The organism is Microbacterium sp. KNMS (assembly GCF_053851835.1).
On sequence record NZ_JBSQBP010000005.1, the window covers coordinates 1 to 23,141 of the forward strand.

22 protein-coding genes are annotated in these 23,141 nt (G+C 70.6%); 13 read left to right on the forward strand and 9 right to left on the reverse strand.

Features of this window, described 5'->3' with window-relative positions; genetic code table 11:
- The coding region (locus ACWXWW_RS04490) for a hypothetical protein (RefSeq protein ID WP_455968975.1) at positions 1–338 on the reverse strand (338 nt) is incomplete at its 3' end.
- Between the two features lie 235 nt (positions 339–573).
- Here ACWXWW_RS04490 and ACWXWW_RS04495 point away from each other — a divergent pair.
- Both ACWXWW_RS04495 and ACWXWW_RS04500 read left to right on the forward strand, forming a co-directional pair.
- Positions 574–744, forward strand: coding sequence for a CsbD family protein (locus tag ACWXWW_RS04495; RefSeq protein WP_271174638.1), 171 nt, complete (start codon positions 574–576; stop codon positions 742–744).
- A 267-nt stretch (positions 745–1,011) separates the two neighbouring features.
- Positions 1,012–1,569: a hypothetical protein gene (locus ACWXWW_RS04500; RefSeq protein ID WP_271174637.1), complete on the forward strand. Its 558-nt coding sequence runs from the start codon at positions 1,012–1,014 to the stop codon at positions 1,567–1,569.
- A gap of 65 nt (positions 1,570–1,634) precedes the next feature.
- Here the strand turns inward: ACWXWW_RS04500 and ACWXWW_RS04505 are convergent, their stop codons facing one another.
- Positions 1,635–2,129, reverse strand: coding sequence for a GNAT family N-acetyltransferase (locus ACWXWW_RS04505; RefSeq protein ID WP_455968977.1), 495 nt, complete (start codon positions 2,127–2,129; stop codon positions 1,635–1,637).
- Positions 2,130–2,161: 32 nt separating this feature from the next.
- A complete protein-coding gene (ilvD, locus tag ACWXWW_RS04510; protein ID WP_455968979.1) occupies positions 2,162–4,018 on the reverse strand; it encodes a dihydroxy-acid dehydratase in 1,857 nt (618 codons plus the stop codon).
- Positions 4,019–4,092: 74 nt separating this feature from the next.
- Here ilvD and ACWXWW_RS04515 point away from each other — a divergent pair, with 74 nt between their 5' ends.
- Positions 4,093–4,884 carry a helix-turn-helix domain-containing protein gene (locus ACWXWW_RS04515; RefSeq protein WP_455968980.1) on the forward strand — a complete coding sequence of 264 codons (792 nt, stop codon included), beginning with the start codon at positions 4,093–4,095 and terminating at the stop codon, positions 4,882–4,884.
- A gap of 20 nt (positions 4,885–4,904) precedes the next feature.
- Complete coding sequence (locus tag ACWXWW_RS04520; RefSeq protein WP_455968981.1) at positions 4,905–5,453, forward strand: DUF488 domain-containing protein; 549 nt, start codon at positions 4,905–4,907, stop codon at positions 5,451–5,453.
- Between the two features lie 6 nt (positions 5,454–5,459).
- Here ACWXWW_RS04520 and ACWXWW_RS04525 read toward each other — a convergent pair whose 3' ends face one another.
- Positions 5,460–5,888: an SRPBCC family protein gene (locus ACWXWW_RS04525; protein ID WP_282980408.1), complete on the reverse strand. Its 429-nt coding sequence runs from the start codon at positions 5,886–5,888 to the stop codon at positions 5,460–5,462.
- A 73-nt stretch (positions 5,889–5,961) separates the two neighbouring features.
- The gene (locus ACWXWW_RS04530; protein ID WP_455968983.1) at positions 5,962–6,885 is read right to left on the reverse strand and encodes an SDR family NAD(P)-dependent oxidoreductase; all 924 of its coding nucleotides are present in this window, start codon (positions 6,883–6,885) and stop codon (positions 5,962–5,964) included.
- 141 nt (positions 6,886–7,026) lie between these two features.
- Between ACWXWW_RS04530 and ACWXWW_RS04535 the strand changes: the two genes are divergently transcribed.
- Positions 7,027–7,755 (forward strand): MBL fold metallo-hydrolase, encoded by a 729-nt coding sequence (locus ACWXWW_RS04535; protein WP_455968985.1) that lies wholly within the window; start codon positions 7,027–7,029, stop codon positions 7,753–7,755.
- A gap of 38 nt (positions 7,756–7,793) precedes the next feature.
- On the forward strand, positions 7,794–8,705 hold the full coding sequence (locus ACWXWW_RS04540) for a dihydrodipicolinate synthase family protein (RefSeq protein ID WP_455968986.1): 912 nt from the start codon (positions 7,794–7,796) through the stop codon (positions 8,703–8,705).
- Positions 8,706–8,715: 10 nt separating this feature from the next.
- Here ACWXWW_RS04540 and ACWXWW_RS04545 read toward each other — a convergent pair whose 3' ends face one another.
- A complete protein-coding gene (locus ACWXWW_RS04545) occupies positions 8,716–9,435 on the reverse strand; it encodes a hypothetical protein (RefSeq protein WP_455968987.1) in 720 nt (239 codons plus the stop codon).
- Positions 9,436–9,565: 130 nt separating this feature from the next.
- Here ACWXWW_RS04545 and ACWXWW_RS04550 point away from each other — a divergent pair, with 130 nt between their 5' ends.
- Positions 9,566–12,493, forward strand: coding sequence for a GH32 C-terminal domain-containing protein (locus ACWXWW_RS04550; protein WP_455968989.1), 2,928 nt, complete (start codon positions 9,566–9,568; stop codon positions 12,491–12,493).
- 35 nt (positions 12,494–12,528) lie between these two features.
- Here ACWXWW_RS04550 and ACWXWW_RS04555 read toward each other — a convergent pair whose 3' ends face one another.
- Complete coding sequence (locus ACWXWW_RS04555) at positions 12,529–13,524, reverse strand: LacI family DNA-binding transcriptional regulator (RefSeq protein ID WP_455968990.1); 996 nt, start codon at positions 13,522–13,524, stop codon at positions 12,529–12,531.
- A gap of 147 nt (positions 13,525–13,671) precedes the next feature.
- Here ACWXWW_RS04555 and ACWXWW_RS04560 point away from each other — a divergent pair, with 147 nt between their 5' ends.
- The 5 genes from ACWXWW_RS04560 (at position 13,672) to ACWXWW_RS04580 (ending at position 17,881) form a co-directional block, all read left to right on the forward strand.
- The gene (locus ACWXWW_RS04560) at positions 13,672–14,757 is read left to right on the forward strand and encodes a substrate-binding domain-containing protein (protein ID WP_455968991.1); all 1,086 of its coding nucleotides are present in this window, start codon (positions 13,672–13,674) and stop codon (positions 14,755–14,757) included.
- Positions 14,758–14,830: 73 nt separating this feature from the next.
- A complete protein-coding gene (locus ACWXWW_RS04565; RefSeq protein ID WP_455968992.1) occupies positions 14,831–15,868 on the forward strand; it encodes an ABC transporter permease in 1,038 nt (345 codons plus the stop codon).
- Complete coding sequence (locus ACWXWW_RS04570; RefSeq protein WP_455969165.1) at positions 15,868–16,665, forward strand: ATP-binding cassette domain-containing protein; 798 nt, start codon at positions 15,868–15,870, stop codon at positions 16,663–16,665. The genes ACWXWW_RS04565 and ACWXWW_RS04570 overlap by 1 nt, the downstream gene beginning before the upstream one ends.
- Positions 16,662–16,979, forward strand: coding sequence for a putative quinol monooxygenase (locus ACWXWW_RS04575; protein ID WP_455968994.1), 318 nt, complete (start codon positions 16,662–16,664; stop codon positions 16,977–16,979). The genes ACWXWW_RS04570 and ACWXWW_RS04575 overlap by 4 nt, the downstream gene beginning before the upstream one ends.
- Positions 16,976–17,881 carry a carbohydrate kinase family protein gene (locus tag ACWXWW_RS04580; protein WP_455968996.1) on the forward strand — a complete coding sequence of 302 codons (906 nt, stop codon included), beginning with the start codon at positions 16,976–16,978 and terminating at the stop codon, positions 17,879–17,881. Before ACWXWW_RS04575 ends, ACWXWW_RS04580 begins: the two co-directional genes overlap by 4 nt.
- Before the next feature lie 53 nt (positions 17,882–17,934).
- Here ACWXWW_RS04580 and ACWXWW_RS04585 read toward each other — a convergent pair whose 3' ends face one another.
- Positions 17,935–19,527, reverse strand: a complete 1,593-nt coding sequence (locus tag ACWXWW_RS04585; RefSeq protein WP_455968998.1) for a glycoside hydrolase family 68 protein — start codon at positions 19,525–19,527, stop codon at positions 17,935–17,937.
- 317 nt (positions 19,528–19,844) lie between these two features.
- On the opposite strand from ACWXWW_RS04585, the gene ACWXWW_RS04590 reads away from it, so the two are divergent.
- Complete coding sequence (locus ACWXWW_RS04590; RefSeq protein ID WP_455969000.1) at positions 19,845–21,428, forward strand: GH32 C-terminal domain-containing protein; 1,584 nt, start codon at positions 19,845–19,847, stop codon at positions 21,426–21,428.
- A 29-nt stretch (positions 21,429–21,457) separates the two neighbouring features.
- Here ACWXWW_RS04590 and ACWXWW_RS04595 read toward each other — a convergent pair whose 3' ends face one another.
- Positions 21,458–23,065 (reverse strand): glycoside hydrolase family 68 protein, encoded by a 1,608-nt coding sequence (locus ACWXWW_RS04595; RefSeq protein ID WP_455969001.1) that lies wholly within the window; start codon positions 23,063–23,065, stop codon positions 21,458–21,460.
- Between the last annotated feature and the right edge of the window lie 76 nt (positions 23,066–23,141).

The following is a 23,141-nucleotide window of genomic DNA, read 5'->3' on the forward strand; positions in this document are numbered from 1 at the left end:
TCCGCGTGCCGGCCCGTGATCCGCGCACCCTCCAGCGCCGCGAACGTCTCCGGGAACGACCCCACCAGCACCATCGCGTCCCCCAGGCGGGTCTGCATCCGTCCCTTCGACTCCCCCAGAGCCGCCGCGAACTCCCCCGCCATCGCCCGGAACGGGAAGTCATACCGCGACGAGACCGCCCCCGACCTCGCCAGCTGCGCCCGCGCGACCTCCCCCGCCTCAGCCAGCGCCTGAATCTCCAGCGCATCCGCCTCCGCCCGCAAAGCCCGCGCCCGACGCGCCCGCTCCACCGCCGAACGCGTCACCGCGACCTCCGCCGGAGTGGGCTCCCAACCCACCCCCGCATCCTCCCGCGGCATCGTCCTCGACATACCCCCACACTACCCACCCCATCGGACATTCCACCGAACAATCCCAACCTGTGGATAACTCCACATTCGCAAAGAGATACGAGCACTGAGAGGCGCGCAGGACCCCTGCCTTCTCCTCCTCGCTCTGTCAACCCCGTTCTGCCTGCCCGTCGCGTGTAGTCGAATGGTCTGCACGACCGAAGGCACGACGAGAGGAGGCCCCATGGGACTCGACGACAAGATCGAGAACGCCGGGCAGGACATCGCGGGCAAGGCGAAGGAAGCCACCGGCAAGGCCACGGACAACGAAGAGCTCGAGGCCGAGGGCGAGGCCGACCAGTTCGGCGCGAAGCTCAAGAAGGCCGGAGAGAACGTCAAGGACGCCTTCAAGTAAGAGGCCTCCTCAACGCCGGCGGCGCACTCGCGCCGCCGGCGTTGCCCTCGCACCCGGGAGTGCGACATCGCGTGATCGACGAAGACCACACGACAGACGAGGACGTGCACCATGATCGAACCCCTGCAGAACGCAGACCCCCACAGACGCGACGGATTCCGCCGTGCCGGCGCCGCGAACGGGAGGCACCCGTCGCAGCGACCCGTGCCCATCCCGCATTTCCCGCCGTTGACCGACGGCTACCACCGTCCGACGGGACGGTGACCCGTGCTCAAGCAGATCGGCGGCCGCCGCGGCTACGCGGGCCGCGAGGTCATCGAGGGCTGCTGCGCGGATGACGACGCCTGGGCTCTCATCGCCTGGGACGGATGGGACGACGAGCGCTGGTGGGAGCTGCCAGACGGGCGCGCGATCGACGAGGTCCTCGCGGCGGGCGACATCGCGTCGCTCCCGCCGCTGCGACTCGCGTTCGAGCGCGGCGGACGTCTCGGCGACATCCTCTGGTCGAGCACGCCCGTCGCGCCGATCGTCTCCCAGCGCTTCGCGACCGTCCTCGCCGACACGGGCGCCACGGGGTACGCCCTGGTTCCGCTCGCGACGCCCGAGGGCATCCCGCCCTACTTCCTGCTGCTGCTCGACGACAACGACTTCGACGATGTGCGGGCGTTCCCCCAGGGCGCGCAGCCCGTGGATCGCCTCGACGTCTCGCGCGAGGTGATGGCGGCGCTCCGTGCGGCGCACGCCGACTGCTTCCATGTCGAGCATGCCGAGGCGGCGTCGCAGCGCGAGCGCATGCGCCAGCTCACGGTGGCGATCCCCTCCTGACGGCCGATCGTGGGCGGACGCCCCGGCTCACCGAGCGGGGGAGCGGGAAACTCCGCCCACGATCCTCAGTCGAGCGGCTTCTCGAAGAGCGCGGCCGGCACGCGGCCGATCTCCGGCGGGAACTCGCGGATGCCCTGGAAGACGTACCCGCGGCCCTCGTAGTAGCTGCGGAGATCCGCGTTCGACGCGACGCAGTCGAGGCGCGCCGCGGCCCACCCGCGCGAGCGGATCATCCCCTCGGCGAACGCGAGGACGCGCCCGCCGAGGCCCTCGCCCGCGCGCGACCGCGCGACCATGAGGCCGTGGATGTATCCGGCGTCGTCTCCTTCGGCGTCGGGCCAGAAGAGCGGGTCGTCGTCGAGCACGCGCACGGTCGCCTCGATCTCGTCGCGATCATCGAGGACGTGCCACTGGCCATCCGCGATCTGCGCCTGGATCTCGGCGAGCGGCACCTGCCCGGGCGTCCACTGGCGGATGCCGCGCGAGAGATGCCAGCGCGCGAGCGCATCGCGCAGCGCGAGGATGGCCGGGGCGTCGTCGGTCTGAGCGGGGCGCAGCACCCGACCATCCTCTCGCATCCGGATGCCCCCGATCAGATCTCGGGGACGATCCGGACGGCGCCCTTGTCGGCCGACTGCGCGAAGGCCGCGTAGGCGCGCAGTGCGGGCGAGACCTCGCGGACGCGGTTCTTCGGCCGGTAGCCCCCGCCTGCCTCGAGCGCAGCGCGACGGCGCTCGAGCTCCTCGGGGGCGACGTCGAGCGAGATCGCGCGCGTGGGGATGTCGATCGAGATGATGTCGCCGTCCTCCACGAGCGCGATGAGTCCGCCCGCCGCGGCCTCGGGGGAGACGTGTCCGATCGAGAGACCTGACGTGCCGCCCGAGAAGCGGCCGTCGGTGATGAGCGCGCAGCTCTTGCCGAGGCCGCGGCCCTTGAGGAACGACGTCGGGTACAGCATCTCCTGCATGCCAGGGCCCCCCTTGGGGCCCTCGTAGCGGATCACGACGACGTCGCCCTCCGCGACCTCCTTCGCGAGGATCTTCTGCACCGCCTCGTCCTGCGACTCGCACACGACCGCGGGGCCCGAGAACGTCCAGATCGACGGATCGACGCCGGCGGTCTTCACGACCGCGCCGTCGACGGCGATGTTGCCGCGCAGGACCGCGAGGCCGCCGTCCTTCGAGTACGCGTGCGCGACGTCGCGGATGCACCCGCCCTCGGCGTCGAGGTCGAGCGCCGCCCAGCGCTCGGACTGCGAGAAGGCCGTCGCCGAGCGGCGCCCGCCGGGCGCCGCGTGCCACAGCTCGACGGCCTCGTCGCTCGCGGAGCCGCCGCGGATATCCCACTCGTCGAGCCAGGCGCCCAGCGTCTGCGCGTGCACCGTGTGCACGTTCTCGTCGAGGAGCCCGCCGCGCCGCAGCTCGCCGAGGAGCGCGGGGATGCCGCCCGCGCGGTGCACATCCTCCATGTAGTAGGTCCGGCCGTTCGCGACGTTCGGCGCGACCTTCGCGAGACACGGCACGCGGCGCGAGACCTCGTCGATCTCATCGAGCCCGAACGCGACGCCGGCCTCGTGCGCGGCAGCGAGCAGGTGCAGGATCGTGTTCGTCGACCCGCCCATCGCGATGTCGAGCGCCATCGCGTTGCCGAATGCGGCAGGCGTCGCGATGCTGCGCGGGAGGACCGAGGCGTCGTCCTCGTCGTAGTAGCGGCGCGTGATGTCGACGACGAGCGAGCCGGCCTTCTCGTAGAGCGCGCGGCGCGCGGTGTGGGTCGCGAGCACCGACCCGTTGCCCGGGAGCGAGAGGCCGATCGCCTCCGTGAGGCAGTTCATCGAGTTCGCCGTGAACATTCCCGAGCACGATCCGCAGGTGGGGCAGGCCGACTCCTCGATGCGCTGGATGTCGGCGTCCGAGACGTTCTCGTTCACGGCCTCCGAGATCGCGTCGACGAGATCGAGGGTGCGCACGGTGCCGTCGACGAGCGTCGCGCGGCCGGCCTCCATGGGCCCGCCCGAGACGAAGACGGTCGGGATGTTGAGGCGCAGAGCGGCCAGCAGCATCCCGGGCGTGATCTTGTCGCAGTTCGAGATGCACACGAGGGCGTCGGCGCAGTGCGCGTTCACCATGTACTCGACCGAGTCGGCGATGAGGTCGCGAGATGGCAGCGAGTAGAGCATGCCGCCGTGGCCCATGGCGATGCCGTCGTCGACCGCGATCGTGTTGAACTCGCGCGGCACCCCGCCCGCGGCGGTGATCGCGTCGGAGACGATGCGGCCCACGGGCGCGAGGTGCGTGTGGCCGGGCACGAACTCGGTGAACGAGTTGGCGACCGCGATGATCGGCTTCCGGCCGATGTCGGCGCCGGGGACGCCGGCGGCGCGCAGCAGTGCGCGGGCGCCGGCCATGTTGCGGCCGTGCGTGATGGTGCGAGAGCGGAGTGCGGGCATGCTCCCATCTCCGCACGTCGCACGAGGAAGCGGGAGATGCGGCGAGTACGGGTACTCGCAGTACCATCAAAAGCGTGATCCGGCCGCGCACTCCTCGTCGCGAGCAGCTCGGCGAGTTCCTTCTCGCGCGCCGTCGCACGACGAGCCGCTCCGCACTCGGGCTTCCGCTGACCGCCCGCCGCGGCGACGCCGGTCTCACCCGCGAGGAGGTCGCGACGCTCGCCGGCGTGAGTGGATCCTGGTACACGTGGCTCGAGCAGGGGCGCGACATCAACGTCTCCCGCCAGGTGCTCGCCGCCGTCGCGCGCGTGCTCGGGCTGACCTCGGTCGAGACGGAGTACGTCTTCGCGCTCGCCGAGCAGGAGTCAGCCGAGCCCGCGCCCGAGCGCGAGGCGGTGCCCGACCATCTTCAGCGGCTCGTCGACGCCCTCGACTTCCCCGCGTTCATCGTCGCGACCGACTGGGCGATCGCCGGATGGAACGCCCGGTACGCCTGGCTTTACCCGCGGATCGCGACCCTCGACGAAGTCGACCGCAACCTGCTGTGGCTCGTCTACACCGACCCCGAGCTGCGCGAGATGCTGCCGGACTGGGAGCGCGACAGCCGGCGGTTCCTCGCGGAGTTCCGCGCCGAGGCCGGTGTGCGCCTCGCCACCCCGCGGCACCGAGCCATCGTCGAGCGGCTGCGTACTGCGAGCGACGACTTCCGCGCTCAGTGGGCGGAGCTCGAGATCCTGCGCTTCGCGTCGCGGCGGCGGATGTTCCGGCATCGCGAGGCGGGTCTGCTCGCGTTCGAGCACCATCGGCTCGTGCCGTCCGACGCCTCCGACCTCCACGTCGTGATGTACGTGCCCGTCACGACCTGAACCGCGACATACTGCAGAGGATGCTTCCGCTGACGACGACCGTGTTCACGGTCGGGCACTCCAACCGGCCGATCGAGGAGTTCCTCGCGATGCTCGCCGCGAGCGGGATCGAGCTCGTGGGAGACATCCGCTCGGTGGTCGGATCGCGTCGGAACCCGCAGTTCGGGCGCGACGAGCTGCCGCGCGCGCTCGAGGACGCGGGTATCGCCTACCGGCGTCTCGACGACCTCGGGGGGCGTCGCTACACGCGGGTCGGCGAGGAGTCGATCAACGGAGCCTGGCGCAACCGCAGCTTCCGCGCGTACGCGGACTACATGCAGACCGAGGCGTTCGCGCGCGGCGTGGAGGAGCTCATCCGCCTCGCGGAGCGGCAGCGGACCGCGATCATGTGCGCCGAGGCGGTTCCGTGGCGCTGCCACCGCTCGCTCGTGGGCGACGCGCTGCTCGTGCGCGGGATCGAGGTCGTCGACATCATGAGCCCGACCGCGTCCCGGCCGCACACGCTCACGTCGTTCGCGCGCGTCGACGGCGAGCGCGTCTGGTACCCGCCGGATGACGCCCCGGCGTGAGCGACGTCACCGGGCGGTGCGACTGCGCTCCTCGACGAGGTGCTTGAAGCGCTCGAGGTCGCGCTGCGCGAGGTCGTGGTCGAGGTCGAGCGGGAGGCCGATCGCGGCGAACGGATCGGGGGCATCCCAGGTCGTCTCGAGCGCGACATGGGTGCCGCCGTCGAGCGGCTCGAAATCGACGCGTCCGCAGTGGAGCGCGCCGTCGGTGCTCTGCCAGCAGATGCGCCGTTCGGGCACATCGTCGACGATGTCGGCGTAGAACGTCTGCGGCGTCCGCCCGAGCCGCACCGTCCAGAACGAGCGGATGTCGTCCACCCGGCGGACCGATTCCACGAGCTCGACGAATTCGGGGAACCCCTCGACGTCCCTCCAGCGTGCGTACACCTCCCCGGGAGGCGCGTCGACGTCGATCTCTCCGGTCAGTGCTGTGCGCATGTGTGCCTCGGCTGGTCGCATGATGGAGTGCTCTCTTCGTGGACCCGAGGCTATGCTCCGCTCCTCCGTGGGATTAATGGGGTTGACGAGCGGCGCGCTTCTCCTCACGCGCGCGCGACGGACGCCATCCGCCCCTCACGGCGTTCGAGCCGGGGTCGACGTGGAACAGATTCCCCTCGGAGGGAGAGGCGGCCATCCTGCCCACGCCGACACGGCGCATGTACGCCGACATGAACGCGTCGACGAGCCCCGGGCACAGAGGGCGCAGGTAGACGGCCGCTCCCTGCGTCCAGCCGACGACGCGACGGCGGCGCGGGCGGATGGCGAGCTCGACGATCGCGCTCGCCACACGCTCCGCGGGCACGAGCGGAGGGAGGGGGCGGATCGCGCGGCCGGTCGCGTTCGCGGCGTGCTGGTGGATCGGGGTGTCGATCGTCGCGGGGAGGAGCAGGCACACGTCGATCTCGCCGCGCAGCTCCAGGCGCAGGACCTTCGCGAAGCCGGCGATGCCGTGCTTGCTGGCCGCGTACGCGCCGACGAACGGGGCGGGCACCTCGGAGAAGACCGAGCCGAGGAGGATCATCGTGCCGTGCGCCCTCCGAAGGAGAGGGATGGCCGCACGCGCGGCCTCCATCTGCGCGATGAGGTTCACCTCGAGGATGCGCCGCGTCACCTCGCTCGGCGTGCTCTCGACCGTGCCGAGACTGTAGAGGGAGCTCGCGGCGACCCAGACGTCCACGCGTCCGAGGCGGCGCTCGACCGACGCGAGCATGTCGGCGACCCCGTCTTCGTCGACGATGTCGAGGGGGAACGTCAGGACGTCGGCCGCGCCGAGGCTGCGGCACTCGTCTGCGGCGGCATCGAGGCTCGCCGGCGTGCGCGCGCAGAGCACCAGACGCGCTCCGCGCCGCGCGAAGGCGTGCGCAGCCGCGCGCCCGATGCCGCTCGAGGCGCCGAGCACCACGACCACGGTGTCCGAGTCGATGCGGCCTCTCATGGCCGCTCGCGTGCTGCCATCGGTTCCTCCCGTCGGTGCCATCCCTAACACCGCCGGTCGGCGCGCGGCAAGCCCCTGGCGGACGCGGCGGTGCCGACGCAGGGTGCTCTCATGCGCGATCGATCGAGATCCTGGAGCGTGGTGGCCGAGGGGGTCCACCGGCTCGATGTCGCGCACGTGAACTGCTATCTCGTCGTGCGCCCCGACGGCATGACCCTCGTCGACGCGGGCCTGCCCGGCACGTGGGGCGCGCTCCGGGAAGTGCTCGGCCACCTCCGCGCGACACCGGCCGACATCGACGCCGTGGTTCTCACGCACGGCCATTTCGATCACGTCGGGATCGCCCGGCGGCTGCAGCGCGCGCACGAGACCCCCGTGCACGTCCACGCGCGGGATCGACGACTCGCGCGCCATCCGTACCTCTACCGCCCCGAGCGCGCCCGGCCGCCGTACCTCGCCCGGTATCCGAAGGCGCTCCCCGTGCTCGGCGACATGGTCCTGCACGGAGCGCTCGGCGTGCGCGGCGTGACCGCGCGCGCGTCGCTCGCGAACGGCCATCCGCTCGATGTGCCGGGATCGCCCGTGCCGCTGTGGACGCCGGGGCACACCGACGGGCACTGCGCGCTTCTCTTCGACGAGATCGGGATCCTCTTCTCGGGCGACGCGATCGTCACGCTCGACCCGTACACCGCCGAGACCGGGCCGCGCCTCGTCGCGAACGCCGCGACGGCCGACAGCAGGGCCGCGCTCGCGTCGCTCGACGCGCTCGCGCAGGTCGAGGCGCCGCTGATGCTGCCCGGCCACGGCGAGCCGTGGCGCGACGGTCTCCGCGCGGCCGCACGTCTGGCCCGGGCCGCGGGCGCTCGCTGACGCTGGCACCCGCCCCGCCAGTGCACTATGGTGCACCTATGACCTCTGAGGTGTTCACGGGTGTGAGCGCGTTCCCGCTCACGCCGCTGCGCGACGACGCGCTGGATCGCGACGCGTACGCGGGTCTCGTGGAGCGCCTGGCGCGCAGCGAGGTCGACACGATCACCGCGCTCGGCTCGACGGGCTGCTCCCCGTACCTGTCGCGCTCCGAGCGTGCGGAGGCGGCGCGGATCGCGGTCGAGAGCGCGGGCGAGAAGCCCGTGCTCGTCGGGATCGGCGCGCTGCGGGCGAGCGAGGTGCGCGCGCTCGCCGCCGACGCGCAGGAGGCCGGAGCGGCGGGTCTGCTCCTGCCCGCGCTGAGCTACCAGCCTCTGACCCACGACGAGGTCTTCGCTCTCTTCGAGGCGGTGACGACCGAGGTGTCGGTGCCTGTGGTCGTCTACGACAACCCGACGACGACCGGTTTCGCCTTCACCGACGACCTCCTCGAGCGCGTGGCGGCGCTGCCGCACATCGCCTCGATCAAGATCCCCGGCGTGCCCGCCGAGCCGCTCGCCGCCCGGGAGCGCGTGCGTGCTCTGCAGGGGCGCATCCCGGAGAGCGTGAGCGTCGGCATCTCGGTCGACCCGCTCGCCGCCGCGGGCCTCGCCGCCGGCTGCGCCGTCTGGTACTCAGTGGTGGGCGGCCTCTTCCCGCAGGCGGCGATGGCGATCGCCGAGCCGGCCGGCCGCGGCGATCGCGCCGCCGCGGCGGCGGCCTCCGAGCGCCTCGAGCCGCTGTGGCAGCTCTTCCGCGCGCACGGGAGCCTGCGCGTCGTCGCCGCGCTCGCGGGTCATCTCGGTCTCACGGCGGATGACCCGCTGCCGCGACCGCTCCGCGCGCTCGAGGGGGACGCGCGGCGGCGGGCCGTCGAGGTCGCGCACGAGCTGGGCCTCGACGAGGAGCTCTGAGGAGGGCGGTTCACCCGTCCGGCTGAGGCCGACCGCTCGGCTCCCCGGACGTCCGCGCCTGGACCTCGCGGTACGACGGGTCGCGGATCGCGTGGATCCACGACGCCACCGTCGCGCCCGGCGGAACATGCGCGCCCACGTCGATGCGCTCTGACGTGTCGAGCGCGCCAGTCTCGTGCCGGAGGGTGAGCTCGGCGAAGGGATGCCAGCGTCCGGTCGGGGTGGCGACGTGCAGGCGCAGGCGCCAGGGTGTCTCGCGCAGGGCGGCGGCCAGAGCGGATGGCTCGCTCGGCAGATCGCTCGGCGCGAGCGGCCGCGCGGCGAGCAGCAGAGAGCCCCGGGAGCCCGTGTAGGGGAGGAAGGTGCTCAGCCATGCCGCCGAGGGCGACCGGTGCGCCGTGAGAAGCCAGCGGGAGACGGGCCCACGCCCCGTCGACGCCAGCGCGAGGTGCACGGGGCCGCGTTCATCGTCCACGCGGAGCGCAAGGCCGATCACGTCGGGCAGGGGCGCTGGCACGCCGATCGAACGCGATGCTCGGGCCGACACGCGCTGCGGGCCGTCCGGAGGCTCGTCGACCCAGGCGATCCCCGAGCCGCTCCGGCCGAGCCATCGCATCTCGCCCGTGAGCGCGACGCCATGCGGATGCACGGGGCGCGGATGGCGCAGGCGCACGAGTCCCGAGAAGAGCGCCTTCAGGACCGTGCCGGTGAGCGAGGCGATGCGATGCATGCGTCCATCCCAGCCTTCGCCGACGCGCGCGGGTAATCCCTTGCAATGTCCGGCGGACAATGCGTAGCGTCTCGCTCCAGGCGTTGACAACGATGTCAACCCCCGCGCGACGAAGGGCGAACACGATCCCATGACGAAGAGACGACTCCTGCGCCTGGCCGCGATCGCGGCCGCCACCGCTCTCGGATGCTCCCTCGCGGCATCGCCTGCGTGGGGCGCGGACGAGCCACCACCGCCCGAGACCGAGCAGCACCGGCCGTACCTCCACTTCACGCCCGAGCGCAACTGGATGAACGACCCGAACGGACTCGTCTTCGAGAACGGCACGTGGCACCTGTTCTTCCAGCACAACCCTCATGGGACGCGCTGGGGCAACATGAGCTGGGGGCACGCGACGAGCACGGATCTCGTGCACTGGGAGGAGCAGCCGCTCGCGATCCCCCGCGGCTTCGACGAGAGCGGCACCGAGATCGAGCAGATCTTCTCGGGCTCCGTGGTCTACGACGAGGCGAATACGAGCGGCTTCGGGACGAACGAGAACCCTCCGCTCGTGGCGATCTACACGAGCGCGTACACCCCGCACCACCCGACCCATCCCGGCATCCAGGCGCAGTCGCTCGCGTACAGCCTCGACCACGGCCGGACGTGGACGAAGTACGAGGGGAATCCCGTGCTCGACCGCGGCTCGCAGAACTTCCGCGACCCGAAGGTCATCCCGTACACCGATCCCGAATCGGGTGAGACGTACTGGGTGATGGTCGCCGTGGAGGCGCTCGATCACAAGGTCGTGCTGTACCGCAGCGATGACCTCCGCACGTGGACGCATCTCAGCGACTTCGGCCCGGCGAACGCGGTCGGCGGCATCTGGGAGTGCCCTGACCTCTTCCCGCTTCCGGTCGACGGCGATCCCGCGAACACCAAGTGGGTTCTCGTCGTGAACCTCAACCCGGGCGCACCAGCCGGCGGGTCGGGTGGCCAGTATTTCGTCGGCGAGTTCGATGGCACGACCTTCACCTCCGAGAGCACCGTCGCGGGCGATACTCTGCCGCAAGGGGAGCTGTTCGCGGGCTTCGACGGCGGGGGCTACGACGGCTGGACGGTCATGAACGAGCAAGGGGGCACCGGTCCGTGGGGCGCGGCTCCCGCGCCCGGCACGCTGGACGGCCAGAACCCCGTGACCGGCTTCGTCGGCAGTGGTCTGGTCAACGGCTTCGTCGGCGGCGACGGGCCGGTCGGCTCGATGGAGTCGCCGCCGTTCACGGTGTCGGAGTCGCACGTCAACCTCCTCGTGGGAGGCGGGCGCCATCCGCGTGTGGACGGCACCCAGCTCGGCAACGAACCGCCCGAGGGTCGCCTTCTCTTCGATGGCTTCGAGCTGCCCGACGGCACGGACCTCGCCGACGCCGGATGGGAGCTCACGGGCGACTTCGCGACGGATCCGTCGCGCAACCCGTCGACCACAGGTGGGGACTACTATCTGGGAGCCAAGCGTCTGAATACGTGGGAGGGTGGGCCGAAGGGCGACGAGAACCTCGGCGACCTCACCTCGCCCGCCTTCGCGATCGAGCCCGGCGAGGACCACCTGTCGTTCCTCATCGGCGGTGGCAAGCGTGCGAACGGGACCCTCGAGGTGCGCCTGATCGTGGACGGGCAGGTCGTCCGCACCGCGACCGGGCCGGAGGCCGGCCAGCTCAACTGGCAGTCCTGGGATGTGTCGGAGTTCGCCGGGAGCGAAGCGCGCTTCCAGGTGCATGACGACGCGACAGGCGGGTGGGGACACCTCACGGTCGATCACCTCGTGCTGGGTGCGGAGCCCGCGCAGCCGCGCTCCGAGGAGACAAGCGTGAGTCTCGTCGTCGACGGCGAGGTGGTGCGGACCGCGACCGGAGCGAACAGCGAGACCCTCGACTGGGTGAGCTGGGACGTCGAGGAGTACCTCGGGCGCGAGGCGACCATCCGCATCGTCGACAACAACCGGTTCGGCTGGGGGCACATCCTCGTCGACCAGATCATGTTCGGACCGGAGGCGGCTGCCCCCCGCATCGAGTCCTACGACTGGCTCGACTGGGGGCGTGACGCGTACGCGACCGTGTCGTTCAACGGCGCGCCGGACGGGCGTCGCGTGCTCCTGGGGTGGATGAACAACTGGGACTACGCGAACGACATCCCGACCGGCTCATGGCGCAGCGCTATGGCGCTGCCTCGCGAGGTCGAGCTCGCGTCCACTCCCGAGGGGCCGCGTCTCGTCCAGCACGTCGTACCCGAGTTCGCGCAGCTCGAGCAGTCGGACCGCGCGTGGAACGCACCGGCCGGGCCGATCGCCGACGGCGCGGCGACGCTCCCCGTCGAGGGCGACGTGCTGAGGATCGACGCCGTGCTCGCGCCCGGCGGTGCCGACGCCGTCGGACTCAGCGTCCTCGGAGACGACGAGAGCGCGACTCGGATCGGCTACGCGGACGGGCGCCTCTTCATCGACCGGCGCGACTCGGGCGACGTGGCGTTCCACCCCGCGTTCCCGTCCCTCGACGACGCCCCCGTCGCGTTGGAAGACGGCCGGGTCGCGATCACGGCCTACGTCGACCGCGCGAGCGTCGAGGTCCTCACAGCAGACGGCGAGATCTCGATCACCGACCAGGTGTTCCCGAACGAGGGCGCGGACCGCCTGGCGCTCTGGGCTGAGGGAGACGGCGCGATGGTCGAGTCCCTCACGATCACGCCGATGCACGGGGCGATGTGGAAGGAGGCCGGCGCGGACGACGCGACCGCGGCGCCCCCGGCCGCCGAGGTGAGCGCCCTCACCGGCCCGAGGCGTGGACCGGATGCCGACGGCGACTTCTCGATCAAGGTGAAGGTCGGCAAGGGGCAGCCCACGACGGTCGTCCGGCTGCTTGAGGACGGACGCGTCATCGGCCGCGTCCACCGCACCGTCGCGAGCGATCGCGTCGTCGAGTTCCTGGTCAGCGGTGCCTCGCCGGGCGCGCACGAGTACCGCGTCGAGCTCGAGAACTCGGTTGGCGTCGTCGACGGCGGCGCAGTCCGCGTCGGCGTCGCGCGGTGAGTCGGGGGCCCCGGGGTCGTCCCCGGGGCCCGCGCTCATGCGGGAGCGGCGATCTCGCCACTCCCGCGTGGGATGAGGCTCGTCTGCACGACGATCCGGCGAGCGGAGGCGTCCTCGCCTTCGAGCCGCGCGAAGAGCAGCTCGACAGCGCGGCGACCGATCTCCTGCGGGTCCTGCGCTGCGACGGTGATGCCCGGATCGAGGAGGTCCGCGAGGGGCAGGTCATCGAACCCGACGAGCGCGACCCGGTGCTGGAGACCAGCCTCGCGCAGGGCGTGGAGTGCGCCGACGGTGACAAGGTTCTGGCTGCTGAACACGGCGGTGGGCGGCGTCTCGAGGGCGAGGAGCTCGGCGAGCGCCGCGCGCGCCTGCTCGGGGGTGTGCAGCTCGGTGACGGTCGGCGCGAGGGCGGTCGGGATCCCCGCCGCCCCGAGCGCGTCGAAGAATCCCGCTTGGCGCATCCGTGCGGTCTCGATGTCAAGCCGATCGGCGAGAAGGGCGATGCGGCGGTGCCCGTGCCGGATCAGGTGGGCCGTGGCTGCGGCTGCCCCGTCGCGGTTGTCGCTCGCGACCTGGTCGACCTCGGCGAGAGGGTCGCGGTCGACGAACACAGCCGGGATGCCCCGCGCGCGGAGCGTCTCGAGGTAGGCGGGGCGCGCCTGGGCCGTCGTGAGGATGAGTCCGTCCACTCGGCGCTGCAGGAAGGTCCGCACCGCAAGGTCCTCGCGGTGCGGGTCGTCGTCCATGCTCGCGGCGAGCACGGCCACGCCCCGGGGAGAGGCCGCGTCCTCGACCGCGCGGTGCACGGCGCCCGCGAACGGGTTGTCGACGCTTCCGACCAGGAGCCCGATCGTCCGCGTGCGTCCGTCGGCCCTGCGCAGGCTGCCGGCCTGGAGGTCCACGTGGTAGTCCAGCGTGCGCACCGCGTCCCAGACCTTCGCCGCCGTCGCCGCAGCGACGTTCGGCTCGCCGTTGACCACGCGCGAGACGGTCTTGATCCCGACACCCGCGAGCGCCGCCACGTGCTTCATGGTCGCCCGGGGTCTGCGGGCGTGGTCTTCTGCCAAATCTGACATCGATGTCACATTCTCATCTCGGCGACGGTTTGTCCCCTTGACTCTATCCGAGCCCTCGGATACAAACGTCACTGACATCGTTGTCATCACCTGGAGGTCTCAATGACGAAGCACAGCATCCGGTCCCGCTCCCTCATCGCGGCCGGCCTCGCGACGACCGCCGCGCTCGCGCTCTCCGGCTGTGCCGGTTCCGCGTCGAGTGGCGACCCAGACGCGATCGGCGTCTCGCTCATCGTGAAGACGAACTCGAACCCGTTCTTCATCGCGATGGAGGAGGGCGCCCGCGCTGCGGCAGAAGAACACGGCGTGAGCCTCACGGTCGCCGCCGGCAAGGAGGACGGCGACGAGGACACCCAGATCCAGGCCATCGAGGCCGCGATCTCGAAGGGCGACCAGGGCATCCTCATCACCCCGAACGGTCCCTCCGTCCTCGACGCGATCCAGAAGGCGCGCGACGCCGGGCTCTACGTCATCGCCCTCGACACCGTGCCCGAGCCGGCCGACGCGGTCGACATCACTTTCGCCACGGACAACTTCCTCGCGGGACAGCTGATCGGCCAGTGGACGGCCGGCGCGCTCGGCGGGGAGGACGCCGTGATCGGCATGATCGATCTCTTCGACGACAAGGTCGTCACGGTGGACTACAGCCGCGACCAGGGCTTCCTCGACGGGCTCGGCGTCGATCTCGGCGATCCGGCCGTCAACGGCGACGAGGCCGCGAGCGGCGAGTACTCGGGCGGCTCATACACGATCGTCGGCAACGAGGCGTCGCAGGGCGCCGAGGACGGCGGACGCGCGGCGATGGAGAACCTCCTCGCGAAGAACCCCGACATCAACGTCGTCTACACGATCAACGAGCCCGCGGCCTACGGCGCATATCAGGCGCTCGAGGCAGCGGGAAAGAGCCCCGAGGACGTCATCATCGTCTCGGTGGACGGCGGATGCGCCGGCGTCGGCCAGGTCGCGGACGGCATCATCGACGCCACGAGCCAGCAGTACCCCGTCAAGATGGCGGAGCTCGGCGTCGAGGCGATCGCGCAGCTCGCAGAGACGGGCGAGACCCCCGAGGTCAGCGAGGGCCTGGACTTCTACAACACAGGCGTCGCGCTCGTGACCGACACGCCCGTGGACGGCGTCGACTCGATCGACACCGCCGAGGGCGCGGACCTCTGCTGGGGCGCCGAATAGGCGGAGGTGGCGGGGCGGCGCGTCCTCCCCGCCCCCTCTCCTCGTCCACGCCATCCCTATCCCTGGAGATCCCGTGACTCAGAACATCTCACCGCCGACCAGCGCCCTCGACCTCGCAGCCGAGTTCCTCGATCGTCGGACGCCCGTCGACCGCCTTCGCGGCCTGCTGCACCGGTACCCCGTGATCAGTCCCGCGGTGGTGCTCGTCCTCGCGGTCATCGTCTTCGGCAGCATCAACCCGCGATTCTTCGCTCCCGCGAACCTGTCCCTCGTGCTCGACCAGGTCTCGGTCGTCGGCACCGTCGCCGTCGCGCAGACGCTGATCATCCTCACCGCCGGCATCGACCTCTCGGTCGGCGCGGCGATGATCCTCGCGTCCATGGTCGCCGCGCAGACCGCCGCCGACGCGGGGCTTCCGGCGCCTCTCGCGCTCGTCGTGGGCCTCGTCGTGGCTCTCGTTGCCGGTGCGATCAACGGACTGCTCGTGACGCGGCTGAAGCTGCCGCCGTTCATCGCCACGCTCGGGACGTTCAACGCGTTCCTCGCGCTGAGCCTGCTGTACAGCGGCGGGCAGACCGTGAGGCGCACCGACATGCCCGACCTCATGACCTGGACTGCTACGGCCATTCCGGTCGGAGACGTCCGGCTGACCGTCGGGGCGATCATCATGCTCGCGCTGTACGCGGGCGTCGCGTTCATCCTCGGCCGAACCGCCTGGGGGCGTCACGTCTACGCCGTGGGCGACGACGCCGAGGCGGCGCGCCTCGCGGGCATCTCCACGAGCCGCGTGCTGATGAGCGTCTACGTCGCGGCGGGAGCCGTGCTCGCGATCGCCGCCTGGATCCAGATCGGGCGGTCGGGCGCTGCCAGCCCCAACGCCGGCGCGGATCTCAACCTCGACTCCATCACGGCGGTCGTGATCGGCGGCACGTCGCTGTTCGGCGGGCGCGGCGTCATCTGGGGCTCGCTGCTCGGCGCGATCATCGTCGGCGTCTTCCGCAACGGCCTCTTCCTCGCCGGTGTGGACGGGCTCTACCAGACGCTCGCGATCGGCATCCTCGTCATCGTCGCCGTCTCCGTTGACCAGTGGATCAGGAAGGTGCGCAAGTGATCCCTTCAGAGAGCGCCGCCGCGGCGGCCGTGACCTCGGGGCGCGCCCCGGTGCTGGAAGCACGCCGGCTCGTGAAGACCTTCGGCCGCGTGGTCGGCCTGGACGGCGTGAGCCTCCAGCTCCACGCGGGCGAGGTGCTCGCTGTCATCGGCGACAACGGCGCCGGCAAGTCCACGCTCATCAAGTGCCTCACGGGCGCCTACATCCCCGACGAGGGCGAGCTCCTCCTCGACGGCTCCCCCGTGCACTTCAAACGGCCGCAGGATGCGCGCGCGGCGGGCATCGAAACCGTGTACCAGAACCTCGCCGTGTCGCCCGCGCTGGACGTCGCCTCGAACCTGTTCTTGGGGCGCGAGCGGCGCAAGCCCGGTGTGCTGGGCTCGGTCTTCCGCATGCTCGACACCGCGGGGATGCGCAAGGATGCCCGCGATGAAGTGCAGCGCCTGGGCATCTCCACGCTCCAGGACGTCACCGTCGCCGTCGAGAACCTGTCCGGGGGCCAGCGTCAGGCTGTGGCCGTCGCGCGCGCCGCGGCCTTCGGCTCGAAGGTCGTCATCCTGGACGAGCCGACGGCCGCGCTCGGGGTCCGCGAGTCGAATATGGTGCTCGAGCTCATCACGCGACTGCGCGACAACGGCGTGCCGGTCATCCTCATCTCGCACAACATGCCGCACGTCTTCCAGGTGGCCGACCGCATCCACATCCAGCGTCTCGGCAAGCGGGCCGCGACGATCACGCCGCAGTCGCACTCCATGACCGACGCGGTTGCGATCATGACGGGAGCGGCCACCGAATGAGCGAACCGGTCGTCCTGCATGCCGAGTTCACCGCCCGACCCGGCTCCGAGGACCATGTCGCGCAGCTGATCACCGCGTACGCGGGCGTCGTGCGCGCAGAGTCCGGGAACGTCGTGTTCGACGTGTACCGGAGGGCCGAGGCGCCCGAGCAGTTCTTCGTCTTCGAGGTGTACCGCGATCGCGCGGCCTTCGACGCGCACCTCGGGGGCGACGCCGGCAGCGCGTTCAACGCCGAGCTGGCCGACCACGTCACGGGCGGCGGCAGCGCGCTGCGCTTCCTCGAGCCGGCGTCGGTCGACGGATGGCGCACGTGACGGCGCCGCGTATCCTCGTCGTCGGCGAGGCGCTCATCGACATCGTTCGCCGCGCCGACGGGCGCATCGAGGAGATCCCCGGTGGCAGTCCCGCCAATGTGGCGATCACGCTCGGGCGCCTCGGACGTTCGCCGCGCCTCCTGACGGCGCTCGGGGCGGATGGCCACGGCCGGGTGCTGCGCGACTGGCTCGCCGAATCGGGCGTCGAGGTCGCGCACGCTGAGATCCCGCGGACCGCGACCGCGACGGCCGAGCTCGATAGGACGGGAGCGGCCACGTACGTCTTCGACATCGCCTGGTCGCTCTCCGGGGCGACGGCCGAAGATGCGGACGTCATCCACGTCGGCTCGATCGCCGGCCTGCTCGAGCCGGGAGCGGACGAGGTCCTGCACATCGTGGAAGCGGGGCGACCTGGAGCGCTCGTCACGTACGACCCGAACATCCGCCCCGCCCTCGTGTCGGATGGGGCCGAAACCCGGCGGAGGGTCGAGTCCCTCGTCGCCCAGGCGGACGTCGTCAAGGCGAGTGACGAGGATCTGCACTGGCTCTATCCCGGATTCGACCCTCGCGACGCTGCACGCGCCTGGCAGGCTTCCGGGCCGGCCGTCGTCATCGTGACGGAGGGGGCGAAGGGTGCGTTCGCTGTCGCCGACTGCGGGGAGCTGGAGGTGCCAGGGCGCCGCGTCTCGGTCGTCGACACGGTCGGTGCGGGGGACACGTTCATGGGCGCTCTGATCGACGGCCTCATCTCCGCAGGGTGGGTAGACGGCACCGCGCGCGATGCGCTGCGCGCGGCGGACTCGGCGCAGCTCGCGTCGATCCTCGACTGGGCCGCGCGGGCTGCAGCCGTCACGGTCTCACGCCCGGGCGCGGACCCGCCTCGACGCGGCGAAGTCGCCTAGCGAGACGAGGAGGGCCCTCCACGTGCGCGCGGAGGGCCCTCGTGTGCTGCGGCTCAGCGGCTGTTCTGGGGCTGGGGCTTGAGCTCGAGGTTGGATGGGATGTCGGCGTAGCCGCCGAGGCCGTTGTCGCCGTACGTGCGGTCGACTGTTGCGGTGTCGCCGTCGATCTCGATGCGGACGGTGGGGCCGAGGGTTCCGCCGCGGCGGAAGTTGTCCTTCGTTCCGATCGTGTCGATGAACGACTGCACGAGGCCGTTGGGCATGACGTAGTGCGAGTAGGCCTGGAACTGGCCGGGGTGCTGGTTGTAGTCCGGGTCGAAGGGGTGTCCCACCGCGTAGTTCAGGTTCGACGGGCTGGCCAGCGCGAGTCCCGAACCGCGGTTGAGGGGCTGGTAGTCGCTGCGGATGCCGTTGCCGACGAAGCCGTACACGCCCTCGGGGCCGTCGAGGCCTGCGGCATACGTGTGGCGGTGGCTGATCGTGAAGAGGTAGTACTTGCCGTCCTGCATGTAGATCTGCGGGCGCTCGGTCTGGTCCGTGACGCAGTTCGCGGAGAGGATGGGCGGGAGGAACTCCCACTCGGTGAGGTCCTTGTTCGTCGCGCGGGCCAGTCCGACGTTGCCGATCTGGTAGGTCGCGCCCGAGGCGTTGACCTCTTCGACGGTCTCGGCGTAGGGGTCGCCTTCGCGGTAGCCGAGGTCCTCCTCGGTGCAGTAGGCCTCGTCACGGGGCATGGCGGTGTTGCCCTCGAAGACCATGAAGGTCTCGCCGGGGTGGGCGGGGTCCTCGAACGTGAACGGGTCGCGGAAGTTGAAGAACGGGTTCTGCTCGGCGGTCTGGTAGTACTCGCCGTCGGCCTGGAGCAGGTCGTGGACCTTGTTGAAGCCCGTGAGCTTGACGCCGTTCTTGTTGGCGTGCACGTGCCCGACCGAGAGGGCGATGCGCGGGTCGTAGGGCTTGATGTCCTGCCCGTTCTCGTCGCGGTAGAACGCCACGTCGGTGAAGAAGAGCTTGATCTCGCCGTTCGGGTACACCCGGGCGGAACCGGACCACTGGGTCTGGTGGCTGTAGGACTGGTCCTCGAAGATCGTGCCGGTCACGCCCTCGTCGAACACGAGGCCGCCGTAGGTCCAGCCGCCGTTCTCGGCGTACTCGCCGCCCTCGTTGCCCGGAGCGGTGCCAGCCGGGCGGTAGAAGTAGCCGATCTTGGCGTAGTGGTGGCGCTCGTCGAAGCCGAGGCTGCGGTCGGCGACGAGGGAGAAGATGATCTCCCAGCCGTTCACGCGGTACTGGTTCGCCTTCTCGTCGGTGAGCGGCCAGGTGTCCCACACCCAGACCTGCTCGTTGCTCATGTCGGGGAAATCCTGCGGGATCGTCGGCATCGTGTACTCCTCGGGGAGGGAGTTCTCCCGGGGAGCGGCGTTCGGGTCGGACATCGCCTGGATCTGCATGGCATCCGCACGCGTCCACTTCGCGGTGAAGTCCGACAGCGGGTCGTATGCCTCCTGCGTGTGCTCGGTGGGAGCCGGGAAACCAGGCACCGCATCCGAGGCGGCGATGGCCGGGGTGGCCAGGAGGGAGGCGCCGAGGGCGCCGATCGCGACAGCGGCGCCGAGCAGGCGCCGTCGAGTGCGTGTGATGGTCACGTTCTTCGCTTTCGTGGGGAGACAGGAAAGTCGCTCGAACGCAGGGTGTGATCTTCCGGTGGGCAAGCTATGCGCGCGCTGAGAGCCGTGTCAAACGCATCGGGTCATCACGCGGAGATCGGCTGCCGACTCCGCCGCGTCATCGCGCGGCGGAAGGCGGTTTCCTGGGAATCCACTGATTGCAAAACGGTTTGCAACGCCATACGGTGGAGGCGTCACTCGGATGTGGCGTGCTGAACTTCCACCCCTGTTGTCCGCGATGGTGCACCGTCTCCGTCGCCCACCGGCGGGGAGGCGGTGCACCCCAAGGAGTCCTCATGACCTCCCGCCGCGCTCGCACGCGCCTCGCCGTGCTGGCCGCGTTCTCCATCGTCCTGGCTGTCGTCGTCGCTCTCGTGTGGGCCTGGCCCCGCGACGATGGCCGATCCGCGCCCGGGTCGTCTGGGTCGCCCGCCGCGACGGCCGAGGGTCGTCCGAGCATCCACCTCACCCCGTCGGCGCACTGGATGAACGACCCTCAGCGGCCCGTCTTCGTCGACGGTCGCTGGCACCTCTACTACCTCTACAACGCCGACCACCCGCACGGAAACGGCACGGCCTGGTACCACGTGAGCTCGACCGACTTGGTGCACTGGCGCGACGAGGGCGTCGCGATAGAGAAGTACCGGAACGGCCTCGGCGACATCTGGACCGGCAGCGTCGTCGTCGACAAGCGCGGCACAGCGGGCTTCGGGGCGGGCGCGCTCGTTGCGCTCGTCACGCAGCAGGACGACGGCGTCCAGCGGCAGTCGCTCTTCTTCTCGACCGACGGCGGGGAGAGCTTCGCGTCGTACGACGGCAATCCGGTGATGGACAACCCGGGGGTCGACGCCTGGCGGGATCCCAAGGTGATCTGGGACGAGCAGCGCGGGCGCTGGCTGATGCTCCTCGCTGAAGGCGACAAGATCGGCTTCTACACCTCGCCTGACCTGAAGGAGTGGACCTATCGCTCGGGGTTGGAGCGCGACGACCTCGGCGTGCTCGAGTGTCCGGACCTCTTCGAGATGACGGCCGAGGACGGCTCGCGACACTGGGTGCTCGGTGTGAGCGCCAACGGCGAGGGGCACGGGCGCACGACCGGGTACGCGTACTGGACGGGCTCATTCGACGGCGAGGCGTTCGTGCCATCCGAGGATGACCCGCTCTGGCTGGACGGCGGCGCCGACTTCTACGCGGGCGTGACGTGGAGCGATCCGCGCGACGGCGCCGCGAGCATGCGGCGGTATGCGCTCGGATGGATGAACAACTGGGCCTACGCCGGATCGCTGCCGACCGCGGGGTGGCAGGGCGGAGCGCTCTCGATCGTGCGCGAGCTCCGCCTTCGCGAACAGGACCGGCGCCTTGCTCTCACGTCGGAGCCCATCGACGCGATCGGCGCCCTCGAGGGCGCGCCAGTCTCGGCATCCGGCATCCGGATCGTCGAGGGCGAGACCGCGGTCGACGGGATCCCGCAGCCGGCGGAGGGCGCGTTCCGGCTGCGGATGACGATCGCCCAGGACCCTCGCGATCCTGCGGACGAGGTCCGCGTGCGGGTCGGCGACGAGAGCGCGTTCGCGACGGTCGGCGCGGACTTCGCCCAGGGTGCCGTCTTCCTCGCCCGCGACGCGGACCTCGCTGCGGACGCGATGCCCGAGCAGTACGGGGCTGTGCGCACCGCGCGGGCGCCGCTCGCCGACGGGCGGGTCGAGTTCGACGTCGTCGTCGACGCGATCTCCATCGAAGCCTTCGCGGAGGGCGGGATCGCGTCGCTCACTGGGCTGGTCTTCCTCGATCCCGCGGCGCGAGCGATCGCCGTCGAGTCCGTCGGCGGTGACGTCATCGTCGAGGACGTGAGTGTGGCGCCTCTCGCGAGCGCGCGCTGACGAGGGACGCCACACTCAGCCGCACCGCGTCAGCGGCTGTTCTGGGGCTGGGGCTTGAGCTCGAGGTTGGATGGGATGTCGGCGTAGCCGCCGAGGCCGTTGTCGCCGTACGTGCGGTCGACTGTTGCGGTGTCGCCGTCGATCTCGATGCGGACGGTGGGGCCGAGGGTTCCGCCGCGGCGGAAGTTGTCCTTCGTTCCGATCGTGTCGATGAACGACTGCACGAGGCCGTTGGGCATGACGTAGTGCGAGTAGGCCTGGAACTGGCCGGGGTGCTGGTTGTAGTCCGGGTCGAAGGGGTGTCCCACCGCGTAGTTCAGGTTCGACGGGCTGGCCAGCGCGAGTCCCGAACCGCGGTTGAGGGGCTGGTAGTCGCTGCGGATGCCGTTGCCGACGAAGCCGTACACGCCCTCGGGGCCGTCGAGGCCTGCGGCATACGTGTGGCGGTGGCTGATCGTGAAGAGGTAGTACTTGCCGTCCTGCATGTAGATCTGCGGGCGCTCGGTCTGGTCCGTGACGCAGTTCGCGGAGAGGATGGGCGGGAGGAACTCCCACTCGGTGAGGTCCTTGTTCGTCGCGCGGGCCAGTCCGACGTTGCCGATCTGGTAGGTCGCGCCCGAGGCGTTGACCTCTTCGACGGTCTCGGCGTAGGGGTCGCCTTCGCGGTAGCCGAGGTCCTCCTCGGTGCAGTAGGCCTCGTCACGGGGCATGGCGGTGTTGCCCTCGAAGACCATGAAGGTCTCGCCGGGGTGGGCGGGGTCCTCGAACGTGAACGGGTCGCGGAAGTTGAAGAACGGGTTCTGCTCGGCGGTCTGGTAGTACTCGCCGTCGGCCTGGAGCAGGTCGTGGACCTTGTTGAAGCCCGTGAGCTTGACGCCGTTCTTGTTGGCGTGCACGTGCCCGACCGAGAGGGCGATGCGCGGGTCGTAGGGCTTGATGTCCTGCCCGTTCTCGTCGCGGTAGAACGCCACGTCGGTGAAGAAGAGCTTGATCTCGCCGTTCGGGTACACCCGGGCGGAACCGGACCACTGGGTCTGGTGGCTGTAGGACTGGTCCTCGAAGATCGTGCCGGTCACGCCCTCGTCGAACACGAGGCCGCCGTAGGTCCAGCCGCCGTTCTCGGCGTACTCGCCGCCCTCGTTGCCCGGAGCGGTGCCAGCCGGGCGGTAGAAGTAGCCGATCTTGGCGTAGTGGTGGCGCTCGTCGAAGCCGAGGCTGCGGTCGGCGACGAGGGAGAAGATGATCTCCCAGCCGTTCACGCGGTACTGGTTCGCCTTCTCGTCGGTGAGCGGCCAGGTGTCCCACACCCAGACCTGCTCGTTGCTCATGTCGGGGAAATCCTGCGGGATCGTCGGCATCGTGTACTCCTCGGGGAGGGAGTTCTCCCGGGGAGCGGCGTTCGGGTCGGACATCGCCTGGATCTGCATGGCATCCGCACGCGTCCACTTCGCGGTGAAGTCCGACAGCGGGTCGTATGCCTCCTGCGTGTGCTCGGAGGGAGCCGGGAAACCAGGCACCGCATCGAGCGCGGTAGCCGCAGGGGCGGCGATCGCCGGCCCCGCGATGACAGACGCGCTGAGTGCGCTCAGCGCCAGGGCGACGCCCAGAAGGCGGCGCCGGGTTCGTTGTGTGCTCACGATCTTCGCTTTCGTCAGATGGATGGGACGGCCGCTCGAACGTGACGTGTGATCTTCCGGGGCAGACGCTATGACT